The 14,632-nt window shown below is 71.3% G+C and carries 15 protein-coding genes; 7 read left to right on the top strand and 8 right to left on the bottom strand.

Features of this window, described 5'->3' with window-relative positions:
* Positions 1–18 precede the first annotated feature (18 nt).
* The 3 genes from OG718_RS09875 to OG718_RS09865 all read right to left on the bottom strand — a co-directional run bounded on the left by OG718_RS09875 (position 19) and on the right by OG718_RS09865 (position 1,826).
* Complete coding sequence (locus OG718_RS09875) at positions 19–549, bottom strand: hypothetical protein (protein ID WP_143641135.1); 531 nt, start codon at positions 547–549, stop codon at positions 19–21.
* 206 nt (positions 550–755) lie between these two features.
* Positions 756–1,001 (bottom strand): DUF397 domain-containing protein, encoded by a 246-nt coding sequence (locus OG718_RS09870; protein WP_143641136.1) that lies wholly within the window; start codon positions 999–1,001, stop codon positions 756–758.
* Positions 1,002–1,004: 3 nt separating this feature from the next.
* Positions 1,005–1,826 carry a helix-turn-helix domain-containing protein gene (locus tag OG718_RS09865; RefSeq protein ID WP_143641308.1) on the bottom strand — a complete coding sequence of 274 codons (822 nt, stop codon included), beginning with the start codon at positions 1,824–1,826 and terminating at the stop codon, positions 1,005–1,007.
* 290 nt (positions 1,827–2,116) lie between these two features.
* Between OG718_RS09865 and OG718_RS09860 the strand changes: the two genes are divergently transcribed.
* Complete coding sequence (locus OG718_RS09860) at positions 2,117–3,529, top strand: hypothetical protein (protein WP_328843927.1); 1,413 nt, start codon at positions 2,117–2,119, stop codon at positions 3,527–3,529.
* Between the two features lie 35 nt (positions 3,530–3,564).
* Here OG718_RS09860 and OG718_RS09855 read toward each other — a convergent pair whose 3' ends face one another.
* Positions 3,565–4,389, bottom strand: coding sequence for an SDR family NAD(P)-dependent oxidoreductase (locus OG718_RS09855; RefSeq protein WP_328847718.1), 825 nt, complete (start codon positions 4,387–4,389; stop codon positions 3,565–3,567).
* 153 nt (positions 4,390–4,542) lie between these two features.
* Between OG718_RS09855 and OG718_RS09850 the strand changes: the two genes are divergently transcribed.
* Both OG718_RS09850 and OG718_RS09845 read left to right on the top strand, forming a co-directional pair.
* Positions 4,543–5,085, top strand: a complete 543-nt coding sequence (locus tag OG718_RS09850) for an ATP-binding protein (protein ID WP_143641139.1) — start codon at positions 4,543–4,545, stop codon at positions 5,083–5,085.
* A complete protein-coding gene (locus OG718_RS09845; protein WP_306936066.1) occupies positions 5,082–5,822 on the top strand; it encodes a DUF6624 domain-containing protein in 741 nt (246 codons plus the stop codon). Before OG718_RS09850 ends, OG718_RS09845 begins: the two co-directional genes overlap by 4 nt.
* A gap of 26 nt (positions 5,823–5,848) precedes the next feature.
* On the opposite strand, the gene OG718_RS09840 is transcribed toward OG718_RS09845, so the two are convergent.
* Positions 5,849–6,202: a hypothetical protein gene (locus OG718_RS09840; RefSeq protein ID WP_306936065.1), complete on the bottom strand. Its 354-nt coding sequence runs from the start codon at positions 6,200–6,202 to the stop codon at positions 5,849–5,851.
* 197 nt (positions 6,203–6,399) lie between these two features.
* Positions 6,400–7,227, bottom strand: coding sequence for a PaaX family transcriptional regulator (locus tag OG718_RS09835; RefSeq protein ID WP_260695519.1), 828 nt, complete (start codon positions 7,225–7,227; stop codon positions 6,400–6,402).
* A 400-nt stretch (positions 7,228–7,627) separates the two neighbouring features.
* Here OG718_RS09835 and OG718_RS09830 point away from each other — a divergent pair, with 400 nt between their 5' ends.
* From OG718_RS09830 to OG718_RS09815, 4 genes are read left to right on the top strand one after another with little or no spacing between them, the layout of a single operon-like run.
* A complete protein-coding gene (locus OG718_RS09830) occupies positions 7,628–8,605 on the top strand; it encodes an ABC transporter substrate-binding protein (protein ID WP_143641141.1) in 978 nt (325 codons plus the stop codon).
* A complete protein-coding gene (locus OG718_RS09825; protein ID WP_186001338.1) occupies positions 8,602–9,459 on the top strand; it encodes an ABC transporter permease in 858 nt (285 codons plus the stop codon). Before OG718_RS09830 ends, OG718_RS09825 begins: the two co-directional genes overlap by 4 nt.
* Positions 9,456–10,238: an ABC transporter permease gene (locus OG718_RS09820; protein ID WP_328843926.1), complete on the top strand. Its 783-nt coding sequence runs from the start codon at positions 9,456–9,458 to the stop codon at positions 10,236–10,238. The genes OG718_RS09825 and OG718_RS09820 overlap by 4 nt, the downstream gene beginning before the upstream one ends.
* A gap of 37 nt (positions 10,239–10,275) precedes the next feature.
* The gene (locus tag OG718_RS09815) at positions 10,276–11,115 is read left to right on the top strand and encodes an ABC transporter ATP-binding protein (RefSeq protein WP_328843925.1); all 840 of its coding nucleotides are present in this window, start codon (positions 10,276–10,278) and stop codon (positions 11,113–11,115) included.
* 73 nt (positions 11,116–11,188) lie between these two features.
* Here the strand turns inward: OG718_RS09815 and OG718_RS09810 are convergent, their stop codons facing one another.
* A complete protein-coding gene (locus OG718_RS09810) occupies positions 11,189–14,206 on the bottom strand; it encodes a helix-turn-helix transcriptional regulator (protein WP_328843924.1) in 3,018 nt (1,005 codons plus the stop codon).
* A 127-nt stretch (positions 14,207–14,333) separates the two neighbouring features.
* Positions 14,334–14,627 (bottom strand): hypothetical protein, encoded by a 294-nt coding sequence (locus tag OG718_RS09805; RefSeq protein WP_328843923.1) that lies wholly within the window; start codon positions 14,625–14,627, stop codon positions 14,334–14,336.
* Between the last annotated feature and the right edge of the window lie 5 nt (positions 14,628–14,632).

Here is a 14,632-nt window from a genome sequence, read left to right as displayed (position 1 = left end):
GAGATCTCCTGCCGTGCGTCACGCGGTCTGCTTCCAACCTACCGTCAACTGCCCTTTGCATCGCCCCAGTTGAAGATCGGGGGCGGATGGCGCACGGATGGGAGGACTGGGGCCACCGACGTCCAGAGTGACGACGGGGACGTGCTGGGCGAGGGTGCGGAACGCCCTGCGGTAGGCATCGGCAGCCTCGGCGCTCTCGGAGTCCGGGCGGTGTCCGGAGTCCGTCAGATGGAGAAGGGCGCCGTCCCGCTCGGCCACGGACTCGGCGAAGTCGAGCGCCTGGATCCATGTCACCCGGGAGTGCCCGCGGCGCAGCGGCCCGTAGACGAGTTCGTGGATGATGCCGCCGTCGACCGCCAGGCGGCCGGGGGCGGCGAGGAGTTCGCGGTACGGACGGGTCGGGTCCACGTGGTGCAGGTGGCCCCGCGAGCGCCTGATCATGAATCCGCTGCGGACCAGTTCGGCGAGCAGCCCGCTTCTGGCGATGCCGTCGGGGCCCTCGACGACCAGTGTCCGGCACCGGTCGACGGCCTCATGGAGCGTGCGCATACCACTCCCTCCAGGACGACCGACTTTCCCAGTGTGGCCGGGCGACCCGCACGGCGGGAGTGCGCGTGCGGGTTGTCCGGTTGTGCGGCCGTAGTGGTGGATGGTTGTGCGGGCGTAGTGGTGCCGCCCGGACCGGGCGGGCGAGGGCGTCGGAGCGCGGGCTCGCGACGCGGGAGTTCGGACAGGGTGTCGGGCGACGGGCGGCGTCAGGCGACGAGGAAGTCGGCCTGGCCGGACTTCGCGCCCTCCAGGAACGAGATCATCTCGTCCCGGGTGTAGATCAGCGCGGGCCCCTCCGGGTCCTTGGACTGGCGGAACGCGACGCTGCCGTCGGGCAGTCGCTTGGCCTCGACACAGCTGCCGCCGTTGGTGCCGCTCCAGGGCTTCTGCCAGCCCTCGGTTCCCAGATCGATGGCGGGCATACCGCTGTGGATGGGGTCCATGGAAGTCATGGCTCACAACTCCTTACGCAGTTCAGCCAGGATGGCCCTGGTCCGAGCGACCGGCTCCGCCTGCACGGACATCCGGTCCATTACTTCGAGGTACGTCACGACGTCGGCCGGCTGGTCGACGTAGACAGAGCCGACGAGGCTCTCGGTGTAGACGACGTCGGGAAGTTCGGAGAAGCCGAAGCGGAAGTAGTGGAAGGGGCCGAACGCTCCCGGATGGGCTCCTACGGAGTAGCGCAGGATCTGGATCCGGACCTTCGGCATGTCCAGGACCTCGTTCATCCGGTCGATCTGGGCCCGCATCACCTCGGCCCCGCCCACCGGGCGGCGCAGCACCGTCTCGTCGAGGACGGCCCAGACGGCCGGTGCGTCGGATTTCCCGAGCAGGTCCTGGCGCTTGAGGCGCAGGGCGACGCGGCGGTCGATGTCCTCCTTCGTCTCGTTGGGAAAGCCGATGTGCATGAGCGCGGCCGCGTAGTCGTGCGTCTGCAACAGGCCGGGGACGTAGTGGGGTTCGTAGAGACGGATGACGCTGGCTTCGCTCTCCAGGCTCACGTAGGCGCTGAACCATTCGGGCAGCACGTCGCGGTACGAGTACCACCAGCCGGGCCGGTTGGCCTCCCTGGCCAGGGTGAGGAAGTCGTCGACCTCGGACTCCGGGACTCCGTAGGTGTGCAGCAACTCCCTCACGTAGGGGATACGGAGACCGACCTCGGCCTTTTCGATCCGGCGGACCGTCAGAGGAGTGACCTCGATGGCCCGCGCGGCGTCCTCGAAGGAGACTCCGGCTTGTTCCCGCAAGTGCCGGAGCCGCTTGCCGAGAACCATCCGCAGGACGGTCGGTGCACTGCCGCCCGAGCGGTTGTCGCTCACGTCCTACCTCCCGGAACGGCCGTCACAGCGTGCAGTGTGCCACGAGGCCGCTGACACTGACAGAGCGATGAGGATCGTTCTGAAATTATCAGAACGCTTGTTGCGGGTTGAGTGTGTCGGCCATCATAGTGATCGAGTGACCTGCCGCACAGTCCGGCGGCGACGGCGCACAACAGCGCATCGCCCTCCCGGACTTGACGCCCCGGCAGGGAGGGCAGACCGCAGTACCGCGATGCGACACCTGGATGGCCACCGTGACCGACGGACAATCGAGGAGCCCGGGCAAGGGTCCCGCCGGGGCCAACAAGGTGCTGGCGGCCGCCCTCAGAGACGCCGGCTGCTCCTATGCCTCACTCGCCCTTCGGGTCAACGAACTGGGGCGCAGACAGGGCGCGGACTCCAACTACGACAAGGCGTCGGTCACCCGCTGGCTGAACGGCCAGCAACCCCGGGGAAACACCCCCCAGTTGATCGCCGCCGTCCTGTCCGAGCGACTCGGCCATGCCGTCTCGCCCACGGACCTCGGCTTTCTGCCCGACCAGCAACGCCCGGTCGCCGGCAGGGCACTTGTGTACCGCGAAGACCTGGCAGACACCTTGCACACCTTGGCCGAACTGGGCTCCACCGACATCTCCCGCCGCAGCCTCCTCGGCGCGGTCCCCTTCGTCGCGGGCGCCCTGACGAACCCTCAGCGTGAATGGCTGCTCTGGCTGGTGGAGAACCCGGATGCCACGCGGCTCGCGCCGGTGACCGACGGCGGTCCCGTCGAGCAGGTCCACGCCATGATCAGCATGTTCGACCAGATGGACAACCACTTCGGCGGCGGCGGAGTGCGCACCAGCATCGTGCACTACCTGTGCACCGAGGTCGTGCCCATGCTCCAGCGCCGCGGCACGCCCCCGCACCAGCAGCGCCTGCTGTACGCGGCGGCCGCCCGCCTCGCCGCGATGGCCGGCTGGAGCTCGTACGACGCGGGGGAGTACGGGCTCGCGCAGCGCTATATGACCCAGGCGCTGCGGCTCTGTGCCGAGGGCCGCGACCGCGTCCTCGGCGGTCAGATCCTGGCCGGTCTCTCCCACCTCGCCACCAACCTCGGTCGCCCGGACGAGGGCGTGGCACTGGCGAGGGCCGGCATCGCGACCGCGAAGGACTCGGGCAGCCCGCTCGGTCTGATGCGCCTGTATGCCATGTCGGCGCGCGGACACGCCGCGCGGGGCCGCTCCGGTGAGACCGCCGAGGCGCTGAGGCTCGCGGAACAGCAGCTGGACGCGAGCCGGGGAGCCGCGCAGGAGTCGGTGTGGGTGCGTTTCCTCGACCACCACTACCTGCAGGCCGAGTCCGCCCTGTGCTTCCGCGACCTCGGCCTGGCCGCGCAGGCGGAGCGCACGGCCGGTGAGTCCGTCGACGCCAACGCCGACCGGCGCAGGCGCCAGGCCATCAGCCGTTCCGTACTGGCGACCGCGCATCTCCAGCAGAACCGCCTCGACGAGGCGATCGGTACGGCCACCAAGGCGCTCGACGCTCTCAGTACGGTGCACAGCGAGCGGTCCATCCAGGCCCTGCGCGACTTCCGCAAGAGGCTGGAGCCCCGCAGCCACGAGCCACTGGTCCAGGAGTTCGAGCGCAGGTCCCGGCCGGTGCTGGGGGCCGCGGCATGACCATCGGCCCCGGCGCGACCGGCCTGCCCGACGGCTTAGTAGCCGTCCGGCGAGGGCGCGTTCTGGGCGCGGTCGACGGGCAGGTTGGCCCCGGAGATCCCGCTCGACCAGTCCGACAGCAGGAACGCCACCACGCGCGCCACCTCCTGCGGCGCGACCGGTTCCCCGCCCGGCAGCTCGGCTGCCGCGAACGCGGCGAAAGCCTCGGGTTCCTCCCTGCGCATCCGGTCCCAGCGGCGGCCCGGTATGAGCATCGACCCCGGCGAGACGGCGTTCACCCGGATCCCGTCCGGGCCGAGTTCTCGGGCCAGCGAGGCGGCCAGATGGATCTGCGCGGACTTGGCTGTTCCGTACTGCGCGTCGGGCCCCGGCTTCCAGCCGGAGATCGACGAGATGACGACGACCGACCCACCGCCCGCCGTACGCAGATACGGGACGGCGGCCCGTACCAGCCGCGCGGTGTGTCCGACGTTCAGTTCCCAGGTCGCGGCCCAGTCCCCGGGGTCCGTCTGTTCGAGGCCGCGCCCGCGAGAACCGCCCGCACAGGCCACCACCCCGTCCAGGCCGCCGAAGCGATTCGCCGAGGCCGTGACGAACGCCTCCAGCCGCTCCGGTTCGGTGACATCGAGGGCTCGGGTGAACAACCCGTCGGGCGCCGCGGCATCGACCGTGTCTCTCAGCGTCTCCAGGTCACGTGCGGTACGGGCGCACGTCGCCACCCGGGCGCCCTCGGCGGCCAGCAGCCGCACGATCTGCTCGCCGAGCCCGCGCGTACCGCCGGTGACGAGCACGCGCTTGCCGCTCACGCCGGACCAGCCGCGGGCACCCTGCCCGCTCTCGACCGCCCGGCCCTCGCTCACGTTGCTCACGCGTTCGAACATACATGCCACACCACTACGCGCCTGCAACCGGACAACCCCCGCACCCCCTGGTCCGCCGCCGCTCGGACCGGTTGGCTGCACGAGCAGCCACCGAGACCGTCCCCCACCCGTGCTGCACTCGAAGGAGGCACGATGACGGCATCCGGGGCGCACCGCCGTGGGCCGTCGCCCTCGCCGACGCGCGGCGCGGACCATGACTCGCCCGCCGGTCGGCCCTGGGCCGGTGAGACAGCCGGGGCCGCTCCGGCCGCGCCCGTCGCCGTGAGCGCGGCCCGTGTCCTTCGCATCGCGGTCCCCGCGCAGCCCGCGCGCGCCTCGGGCGTACGGCGCATGGTCGCCGAGCAGCTGTCGTACCTGCGGTTGCCGGCGGAGCGGCTCGACATCGCCGTGCTGGCCACGGACGAACTGTTCGCCAACGCCGTCAGGCACGGCAGCCCCGACGCCGGTGACATGGTCACCGTCAGCGTCGAGTGCACCGACCGCGAAGTACGGGTGACGGTCGCCGACCACTCGCCCGACCTGCCACGCCACCGTACGGCCGGCGACGCCGAGGAGTCCGGACGCGGGCTCACCATCGTCGCCGCGCTGGCCGACGACTGGGGCAGCGCGCCGCCCGACCCCGGCGAGACGGGGAAGCGGGTGTGGTTCTCGTTGGAAATCCAGGGGGCGTCATGAGCGGTTCCGGCATGCCGGGCCACGTCGCGCACGACACGGCGCGGGAGGGGCGTACGGGGGTCGCCCCCCTTCCGGGTCGCGACGGGCCCACGGAGCCGACGGGTGCCCCGGACGACCCGGGGCACCCGTGCCGGGACGGGCACGCGGGGCGAGTGCACGACACGGCGGGGGAGGACGGCGCGGGGCGCAGCCACGACGAGATACACGACGAGGTGCGGGAAGTGCGTCCGGTCGTCGTGCCGGCGCTCGCGGCGGCCCTCGCCCACGAACTGGTCCGCAGAGCGGACGAGGACCGGAGAGTGACGCGGGCGGCGCACCGCAGTCCTACGCAGGTCGCGCGCCGCCGCATCACCGAGTGCCGCAGGGGCAACGCCGAAGCGCTGAAGACCATCGTCAAGCGTCATGCCTGGCCGACCGCCGACCTGGTCGGCGCGCCCGCCTCGACGGCGGCGCTGATGATCCTCCTGCACGCTCCCGACCTCGACTTCCAGCTCGCCTGCCGCGACCTGATCGCCCAGGCCACGGCGGACGGACGCTGCCCGGCGCCGCACCACGCGTACATCGCCGACCACTGCGCCGTCGAACTCGGCCAGCCGCAGTTCTACGGAACCCGCGTCGACCCCTCGACCTTCCTTCCGTATCCGGTCCGTCAGCCCCGGACGCTCGACGAGCGCCGTGAGGACGTCGGGCTGTGCCCGCTCGACGAGCAGATGCGGGCGCTGCGCCTCGGCGGCTGAAACCCGGGGCGGTGGCGGAGGCGGTGCTACGGCTCCAGCCGCAGCTGCCATTCCTGCTCCTGGTCGCCGGAGACCATCCCCTCCTCGCGGACGGTGAAGACGGAGGTCAGGGTCTCGTCGGCCCGCCGTACCGCCTCGGGGCTGCCCTGCAGGGTGACGGTCACGGGCGCGGAGAGTGGCGGCGTGGCCGGGGGTGTGACACCGGCACCGACCGGTACGTCGTTGTCGAACGCGGCCGTGTAGACCGTGGCGCCCCCGTCCCCGGGCATGTCCTCCGCCGCTCCGAAGGCGGATTCGAGGGTGTGGACGACCGCCCGCGCGTCGGCGGCCGTGCCGCCGCTGAGCGTGAGCGTCAGAGCGAGATGCGTGCCAGGCGTCATGACCAGCCACCTTTTCTTGTGCGGATGCGCGCCGTCCCGTTCGTGTAACCGGTCCTCCCGGCGACAAACGGCGGCCCGGCCCTGCGTGGGGCATGTCTCCATGACACCGCCATCCACCGGACCTCGCAGCCGCACCGCCCGGGTGCCGCGAGCCGCCGCAGGCTTCCCGCTCGGCTTCCCGTCGGTTTCCCGCCGGGTCAGGAGGGTCGCAGCGAGGTGGTCTCCATGAGGTGGGCGGCCATCCGGCGGGCGGGGTCCTCGGTCTGTTGCGCGATGCGGTGGAAGGTGTCGTGAGCCGATCGGGCCGGCCAGGCGGCGGGCAGGTGCCGGGCGGGCAGCCGCGGGTCCGTGCGGATGATCCGGAGCCACTCGCTGGTCAGGCGCAGCCGGGTCCCCAGCGGGTCCCCGGAGTCGGAGCCGAGCCAGTCGGTCCAGCGCTTGTCGAAGTCGGTGTACCGGGCGGCGACGCCGTCCAGGTCCCAGGTGTCACGGATCATCAGGCCGATGTCGGTGGCCTCGTCGGCCGTCGCATGGAAGATCTTGACGTGGGCCGCGAGCCCGAGTTCGGAGACGAGCGCGGACACGTCGAAGTCGCCGGGCGCGATCCACAGCCCGCTGTAGAGGGGGCCGAAGCCCGACCAGGCCAGCCGGGAGCGCAGATCGTGCCGCTGGCGCTGCCAGGACTCGGGCAGGGAGAAGCCGAGCAGCGTCCAGGTGCCGTCCCAGTCGTCGTTGACGGCGCCGGTGTCCCAGAGCCGCTTCTTGCCGTTCCAGAGGATCTCCGTGGCCTGCGGGGTCAGCCCGAAGTACATCCGGCGTCCCTCCCGCTGACGTTGCAGCAGACCACGGTTGACCATCCGGGTCAGCGTGGACCGCACCGCCTGCTCCCCGACCCCGGCGCGCGCCAGCACCTCGATGACGCTGCCGGAGTACACGCACAGCGGCCCCTCCTCCAGAACGTGGCCGCCGAAGAAGGCGAACATCAGCGACTGCGGGCGAAGCTGCGGTCCTTCGGGGAGGTCCATGGCCGCCTGTGGAGTCTCGTCGTGCACGTCGGGAAGGGTACGGCCGCCCACCTTGCAACCTCCCCTGTCCGGAGTACTGACAGCGCGAACATAGGTGTGTAGATTGCGGCCGTCAAGAAAGTGCACAACATCTGGACGGGTCGACTGGTCTCGACGAGGCAGCGGCGGCTACTCCCCGCTCCGCTGCCTCGCCGTCGGAAGTCCGCGCGTCCGGCGGCCGTGGCTCCGGGAGTGCCCGGGGCCGAGCCGGACATCGAAACCGGCTCGGCGTCCACTTCCGATGCGTTCCCGGAGCTCGCGGTTCTCCGCTCGACCCGCTCGACCCGCTCGATCCGCTGGACCTGTCCGGTCACGGCGGGGTGTGCACACCACCACAGGTGTTTTCCGTCAGGAGGAGCCCATGCAAAGGCGCATTCTCGGGCTAGCCATAGCCGTGGTCACGGTCGCAGGCGCGGCCGGATGCGGATCCTCGTCCTCCTCGAGCGGCGCTTCGTCGTCCTCCGGCGGAGGCAAGACCACGGAGGTCAAGGTCGGCATCATCCCGATCGTCGATGTGGCACCGCTCTATCTGGGCGACAAGAAGGGCTTCTTCAGCAGCCGGGGCATCAAACTGAAGATGGAGAGCGCCCAGGGCGGCGCCGCGATCATCCCCGGTGTGGTGAGCGGCCAGTTCCAGTTCGGCTTCAGCAACACCACCTCGCTGATGCTCGCCCAGACCAAGGGCGTACCGGTCAAGTCGGTGGTGAACGGAGCGGCCTCCAACGGCAAGATCGGCGCCGACGTCACCGGCGTCGCGGTCAAGAAGAACAGCTCGATCAAGTCGGCCAAGGACCTCGCCGGAAAGACGGTGGCGGTCAACACCCTGCAGAACATCGGGGACACGACGGTCCGCGAGTCGGTCCGCAAGGCCGGCGGCGACCCGTCCAAGGTCAAGTTCGTCGAGATACCGTTCGACCAGATGCCGGCCGCCCTGGACGGCGGGCAGGTGGACGCGGCCTGGATGGGCGAGCCCGCGACGACGATCGCCAAGGGGCAGGGCGCCCGTGTCATCGCCTCGCCGTTCGCCGAGACCGACCCGAAGCTCACCGTGGCCACGTACTTCACCTCGGCCAAGGTGATGCAGGAGAACCCGGACCTCGTGAAGAAGTTCAGCGAGGCGATGGCCGAGTCGCTGACCTACGCCTCCGAGCACCCCGACGAGGCGCGCCAGATCCTCACCTCCTACACCAAGATCAGCGGCGATGTGATCGAGAAGCTCATCCTGCCCAGCTGGCCCGCCGAGGTCGACATGGCCTCCCTGGAGAAGCTGGCCGCCCTCGGCGAGGAGGACGGCATCTTCGGCGACAAGAAGCCCGACCTGAACACGCTGTTCTCATGACCGGCCCCGCTCTCACCCCTGCACTGGCGGAGCCCGCCGGGACCGACACCGGTCCCGGCGGCGCACCCGCCCGGCGAGGTCCGGTCCCCGTAGCGGTACTGCGTGGCCTTGCCGGTCTCGCCGGACTGGTTACGGTGCTCGAAGTGCTGCCGCACACCGGCCTGGTGTCGGCCGACTACCTGCCGCCCGCCTCGGAAACCGTCCGCACCCTGGGGACCCTGCTCGCCGAGCCGGCGTTCTGGACCGCGCTCGGCGACACCCTGACCGGATGGGGCCTGGGGCTGGCCGTCGCCGTCGTGGCGGGCGTCGCCGCCGGAGTGGTCATCGGTTCCGTGCCCGTTCTGCGCGCGGTGACCGCCTCCACCATCGAGTTCCTGCGCCCCATCCCGTCCGTGGCCCTGATCCCCGTCGCGGTCCTGCTCTACGGCACCGACCTCAGGTCGAAGCTGCTGCTCGTCGTGTACGCCTCCTTCTGGCAGGTGATCGTCCAGGTCCTGGCCGGTATGCAGGACGTCGACCCGGTCGCCGAGGACACCGCCCGCAGTTATCTGCTCGGCACCTGGGGCCGGGTCCGCCATGTCCTGTGGCCGACCGCGCTGCCGTACGTGATGACGGGGGTGCGGCTGGCCGCCACCGTGGCGCTCATCCTCACCATCACCGCCGAACTCGTCATCGGCGCGCCCGGTCTCGGCCACGAGATCGCCGTCGCACAGGTCTCCGGAGCCGTGCCGCGGGTCTACGCCCTGGTCCTGGTCACCGGCCTGCTCGGCGTGGCCGTCAACCTGGCGGCACGAGCGGTCGAACGACGGGCACTGCACTGGCACCAGTCCGTACGCACGGAGGTGACCGCATGACCGCCCTTGCCGTGGCCCGACGCGGCCTGCTCGTCCTGGGCCTGCCCGCCGTCTTCTTCACCGTGTGGTGGTTCACCACCGCCGACAGCACCGACTTCTACTTCCCGCCCCTGGCCACCATCCTGGACAGCTTCGGGAAGGTCTGGACGACGGAACGGCTGCTGTCGGACGTGGTCCCGAGCCTGCTGCGCCTCGTGGCCGGCTATCTCCTCGCCGTGGTCGTCGGAGTGGGGCTCGGCCTGGTCGTCGGTATGCGGCGGGCCGTACGGGACGTCCTGGAACCGGTCCTCGAACTCTTCCGGGCCATCCCGCCACCCGTGCTGATCCCGGTGATCATGCTGTTCGCGGGCATCGGCGACACCATGAAGGTGCTCGTCATCGTCAGCGGCTGCATGTGGCCGATCCTGCTCAACACCGTCGAAGGCGTCCGCGCGGTCGACGAGGTGCTCGGCGACACCTGCCGCTCCTACGGCATCACCGGCGTCGCACGCCTGCGGCATCTGGTGCTGCGCGCGGCGAGCCCGCAGATCGTCACGGGCATGCGCCAGGCCCTGTCGATCGGGATCATCCTCATGGTCATCAGCGAAATGTTCGCCGCCAGCAACGGCCTGGGCTTCACGATCGTGCAGTTCCAGCGCTCCTTCGCCATCCCCGAGATGTGGAGCGGGGTCCTGCTGCTCGGCATCCTCGGCTTCCTCCTGTCCCTGCTCTTCCGGTTCGCCGAGAACCGAGCCCTGGCCTGGTACCACGGTCTGCGCCGCGCGCAGCGCAACCCCTGACGCACCCTCCGACGCAACGCCTGAGAAGGAGACGTCGATGCTCGACGTACAAGACCTGCAGAAGATCTACACCGGTCGGCACCGCAACGTCGAGGCGCTGCGCAACCTCACCTTCCACATAGCCGAGGGCGAACTGGTGTGTCTGGTCGGCCCGTCGGGCTGCGGCAAGACCACCCTGCTGAAGTGCATGGCGGGCCTGCTCGCCCCCACCCGCGGCGAGGTACGTCTCGACGGCCGCCCGGTCGCCGGACCGCCGCCCGGCATGGCGGTCGTCTTCCAGGAGTACGGCCGCTCCCTGTTCGCCTGGATGAACGTGCGCGACAACGTCGCCCTGCCACTGCGCCGCAAGAAGCTCGGCAAGGCGCGCGAGCGGGAGTTGGTGGACCACGCCCTGGCGGTGGTCGGCCTCTCCGACGCCCACGAGGCGTACCCCTGGCAGCTCTCGGGAGGCATGCAGCAGCGCGTCGCCATCGCCCGCGCGGTCGCGTACGAGCCGAAGGTGCTGCTGATGGACGAGCCCTTCGCGGCGGTCGACGCGCAGACCCGCGCCGAACTGGAGGACCTCATCCGGAAGTTGTGGCACGAACTCGGCGTCACCGTCCTGTTCGTAACCCACGACATAGACGAGGCGGTGTACCTCGGCCAGCGCACCCTGATCCTCTCCAAGTCCCCGACCGTCGTGCAGGAGGACCTCACCATCGACCTCCCCGACGAGCGCGACCAGTTGCACACCCGCTCCAGCCCCCGCTTCGCCGAACTGCGCGCCCACGTCTACGAGCAGATCCAACGGGCCAAGCACCACAGCGGGGACACGGCACCGGACGCGGTGGTCGCGGACCGCACCATGGAGCCCGTCCTCCAGAAGACCGAGTCCTGAGCGTCCGCCGCCGGCCGGTGAGTGAGACGCCGCCTCCGCGGCGGACGGCCGCTCTCCGGCGCCTCTTCCGTGATCACCCGGAAGCGGACGGCTCCGGCTCGACCAGTCCCTCGCGGTAGGCGATGGCCACGGCCTCCGTTCGGCTGGCGGCGCCGAGCTTGGCGAGGATGTTGGAGACGTGCACGCTTGCCGTCTTCCCGCTGATGAACAGCTCTTCGCCGATCTGGCGGTTGGTGCGGCCGCGGGAGAGGAGCAGCAGGACGTCGTTCTCACGTGCCGTCAGCAGCGGTGCTCTTTCCGACGTGGCCGCGGTCTCCGCGAGGCGGCCCCGGCGGATCAGCCGCTCGACCTCGTCGCGCAGCGGTACGGCGCCCAGCCGGACGGCCGTGTCGTGCGCGGCACGTGCGTGCGCGGCGGCCTCTTCGCGCCGATCCGCACCCAACAGGGCCTCCGCCAGCCGTAGTTGACAGCGGGCCTGCTCATAGACGTCTCCGTAGCCGAACGCCGCGACGGCCTTCTCCCAGGCCCCGACGCTCGGTTCGACGCCCACTCCGCCGTCCGGCCGGGCACCGGCCCGTGCCCACTCCGCCTCGGCGCGCGCCAGCCACGCCAGCCCCTCGGGCCCCTGCGGCGTACCGTCCTCGCCCTTGGCCGCCGTGACCCGGGCCAGCTCCACCAACTCCTTCCCGGTCTCCGTCCAGCGGTCGACCCCTTCTTCGTCGCCGGTCAGCCGGGACTCCACTACCGCGTCCCCGATCGCGGCCAGGGCGAGGGCCGCGAGCCGTACGGCCACATGGGGCGTGGTGCCGGCCTCGTCGATGAGCGCTGCGAGCGTCGTACGGAACTGTTCGAGAGCCCCCTCCGCGTCGCGTCGCAGTACCGCGGCGTCCGTCAGGAGGAGGCCCGCGACGAGCGTGGCCATCCAGTCGAACGGCCCGTCGAGCAGGGCTTGGGCCCGCTCGGCGGCACGCTCGTCGCCGCGCGCCAGGGCCACGGACAGGGCGGGCCCGATCGCGTACCTGCCCGCCGTCGGCAGCCGGTCGGCCTCGGTCTCCGCCGAGCGGACGCACTCGTCCCACTGGCCCAGGGTGTAGAGCATCAGGGAGCGCAGATAGCGCATCTCCACCGGGTACGGAGACGAGAGGAGCCCGGCGCGGCCCGCCCGCTCCAGGCCCTCGGTGAGCCAGGTCAGGCATTCGTCCAGGTCACCGGACTCGTGCGAGCCGATGGAGAGGTTGAAGAGCGCGCGCATCTCGACGGAGGCGTTGCCGGCGCGGCGGGCCAGCTCACGTGCCTCCCGCAGCCGGGCCCGCCCCTCGGGCGTACGCCGGCTCTGCCCTTCGAGACCGACCAGCGAGATCAGCAGATCGGCCTGCGCGTCGGACACGTCGAGTTCCTCGGCGATGCGCAGGGCCTTGAGGGCCACTCGGTGGGCGGCCTCGCCCTCGCCCATGTACGTCGCCGCCATGACATGGGTGGCCGCGGCCCACACCCAGGTCCGGGACGGAGGCTCGGCGGGGATCATCGCGAGCGCTTCGTTGCTGTACGTGAACGCGGCCGCGAGGTTGTCGATGCGCATGAGATTGCCCGCGAGCGTGTAGCGGACACGGGCGGCCAGTTCGGAGTCCTCGTCGTTGCCGACCCTCGCGAGCGCGGACCGCGTCAGCGAGACGGCCCGGTGGGTCTCACCGGCGTGCGCGGCGGCCGCGGAGGCGCGCAGCGTCAAGGTGACCGTGTCCAAGCCGTCGGGCCGTGCGGCCGCAGGCACCGCCGACCACAGGTCGAGGACCGCTTCCAGATGCCGCAGTTCCTCGGCGGGCGCCCGGACGCGGCCCGCGTGGTCGGCGGCCTCCAGCGACGCGGCCAGCGCGTCGGCCAGGTCGTGGCTCTCCCGGGAGTGGTGGGCGCGCTCCGCCGCGCTCTCTGCCCGGTGGCCGCGCCCGGCCAGCACTCCGGCGAACGCCCTGTGCAGCCGCACCCGTTCACCCGGCAGCAGATCGGCGTAGACGGCCTCGCGGATCAGGGCGTGCCGGAAGGAGTACGTGTCGTCGTCACCGGGGACGAGCAGCTGCCGCCCGACGGCCTCGCGCAGAGCCGACTCCAGTTCCTCCTCGGGCAGTTGGACTGTGTCGCGCAGCAGATCGTGCTCGACGCGGCGCCCCGCGACGGCCGCCGTGCGCAGCACCTGCTGGGCGGTCGCCGCGAGTTGCTCGAAGCGGATGAGAAGCACGTCGGCCAGCCCGCTCGGCACGGCGGACGCCGCCCCCGGCATGGTCTCGGAGGTGGCGGCGAGCAACTCCTCCGCGTAGAACGCGTTGCCCTCGGCGCGCTCGACGATACGGCGGACGGTGGCATCGGGCACTGGGGCGGCCTGCTGGGCACGGACGAGACGCGCCACCTCGCCGTCGGGCATCGGCCGCAGTTCGAGCCGCTCGACGACGGGCAGCCGGACGAGTTCGGCGAGCAGGGGGCGCAGTGGGTGTCTGCGGTGCAGATCGTCGGCGCGGTACGACGCGAACACCGCGAGCCGCTGACCGGGCGAACCGCCCGCGACCGCGTCCCTTCCCCTTGAGCGGACCCGGGACTGGAGGATCCCCCGGCTGAGCAGGAAGCGCAGCAGGTCGCGGGAGGACTGGTCCGCCCAGTGCAGGTCCTCCAGGACCAGCAGCAGTGGGGCGATCCCGGCGAGATCGGTGAGCAGACTCGCCATGCCCTCGAACAACTGCAGTCGTCCGCCCGCGTCCCGCGCGTCACCGCTCCCGTCGCCGAGCAGGCGGTCCACCACGGGATGCGAGGCCAGGGCGGCGGAGAACCGCTCGTCGTCGGCGAGCACACCCACGATCTCGGTGAACGGCAGATAGGGCAGACCCACGTCACCGAGGTCCACACAGTGCCCCGTGACGACGGTCGTGCCGGCCTCGATGGCATGCCCCGCGGCCTCGGCGAGCAGCCGGGTCTTGCCGACTCCCGCGTCCCCCGCGACGAGCACGGCACGCGCCTCACCGGCCCGGGCCCGGTCCAGGACTCGGGTCAGGCGGGCGAGTTCGTCCTCGCGGCCGATGAACGGCGTGGTGAATGAGGTGGTCGGCACACATCCATCCTGGCACGCACCACCGACACAACCACCGACGAGGCCACCGGCCGACCGCCGACGACCTGCGGAGGTCATGCCGCCGGTGAGGCCGACCACAGCAGTCGGCAGTGACCGTTCGCCGCCCTCACGGTCGTGTCGCCGGCCCCAGCAGCTCCGTCAGGCGGCGCCGGGTAAAGGCGAACGACTCCTCGACGTAGGAGCGAGTGCACTCGACGAGAGTCCCGGGCCGGACGTCACCGGCCCCGTCGGCGAACTCCTCGGCGACGGGCCGGAAGGCGGGCCGGCCGAGGATGTCGGCCTCCTCGAAGTGGTCGACCGACGCGCCGAGCCCGGCCGGCCAGTCGGCCACGGCCCGGCACAGCATGGACTTGCCGACTCCGGGGCTGCTCCCGATGACGGAGATGAGATGCGCGGTCATGACGG

The sequence above is a fragment of the Streptomyces sp. NBC_00258 genome (assembly GCF_036182465.1).
Classification (GTDB): domain Bacteria; phylum Actinomycetota; class Actinomycetes; order Streptomycetales; family Streptomycetaceae; genus Streptomyces.
Note: the sequence above shows the minus strand (reverse complement) of the source record. Positions and strands in the feature narration are given on the sequence as shown.

What these genes read in the sequence shown, in the direction of transcription:
- OG718_RS09875 (WP_143641135.1), bottom strand. Translation starts at nt 549, where the DNA reads ATGCGCACGCTCCATGAGGCCGTCGACCGGTGCCGGACACTGGTCGTC.
- OG718_RS09870 (WP_143641136.1), bottom strand. Translation starts at nt 1,001, where the DNA reads ATGACTTCCATGGACCCCATCCACAGCGGTATGCCCGCCATCGATCTG.
- OG718_RS09865 (WP_143641308.1), bottom strand. Translation starts at nt 1,826, where the DNA reads ATGGTTCTCGGCAAGCGGCTCCGGCACTTGCGGGAACAAGCCGGAGTC.
- OG718_RS09860 (WP_328843927.1), top strand. Translation starts at nt 2,117, where the DNA reads ATGGCCACCGTGACCGACGGACAATCGAGGAGCCCGGGCAAGGGTCCC.
- OG718_RS09850 (WP_143641139.1), top strand. Translation starts at nt 4,543, where the DNA reads ATGACGGCATCCGGGGCGCACCGCCGTGGGCCGTCGCCCTCGCCGACG.
- OG718_RS09845 (WP_306936066.1), top strand. Translation starts at nt 5,082, where the DNA reads ATGAGCGGTTCCGGCATGCCGGGCCACGTCGCGCACGACACGGCGCGG.
- OG718_RS09840 (WP_306936065.1), bottom strand. Translation starts at nt 6,202, where the DNA reads ATGACGCCTGGCACGCATCTCGCTCTGACGCTCACGCTCAGCGGCGGC.
- OG718_RS09835 (WP_260695519.1), bottom strand. Translation starts at nt 7,227, where the DNA reads ATGGACCTCCCCGAAGGACCGCAGCTTCGCCCGCAGTCGCTGATGTTC.
- OG718_RS09830 (WP_143641141.1), top strand. Translation starts at nt 7,628, where the DNA reads ATGCAAAGGCGCATTCTCGGGCTAGCCATAGCCGTGGTCACGGTCGCA.
- OG718_RS09825 (WP_186001338.1), top strand. Translation starts at nt 8,602, where the DNA reads ATGACCGGCCCCGCTCTCACCCCTGCACTGGCGGAGCCCGCCGGGACC.
- OG718_RS09820 (WP_328843926.1), top strand. Translation starts at nt 9,456, where the DNA reads ATGACCGCCCTTGCCGTGGCCCGACGCGGCCTGCTCGTCCTGGGCCTG.
- OG718_RS09815 (WP_328843925.1), top strand. Translation starts at nt 10,276, where the DNA reads ATGCTCGACGTACAAGACCTGCAGAAGATCTACACCGGTCGGCACCGC.
- OG718_RS09805 (WP_328843923.1), bottom strand. Translation starts at nt 14,627, where the DNA reads ATGACCGCGCATCTCATCTCCGTCATCGGGAGCAGCCCCGGAGTCGGC.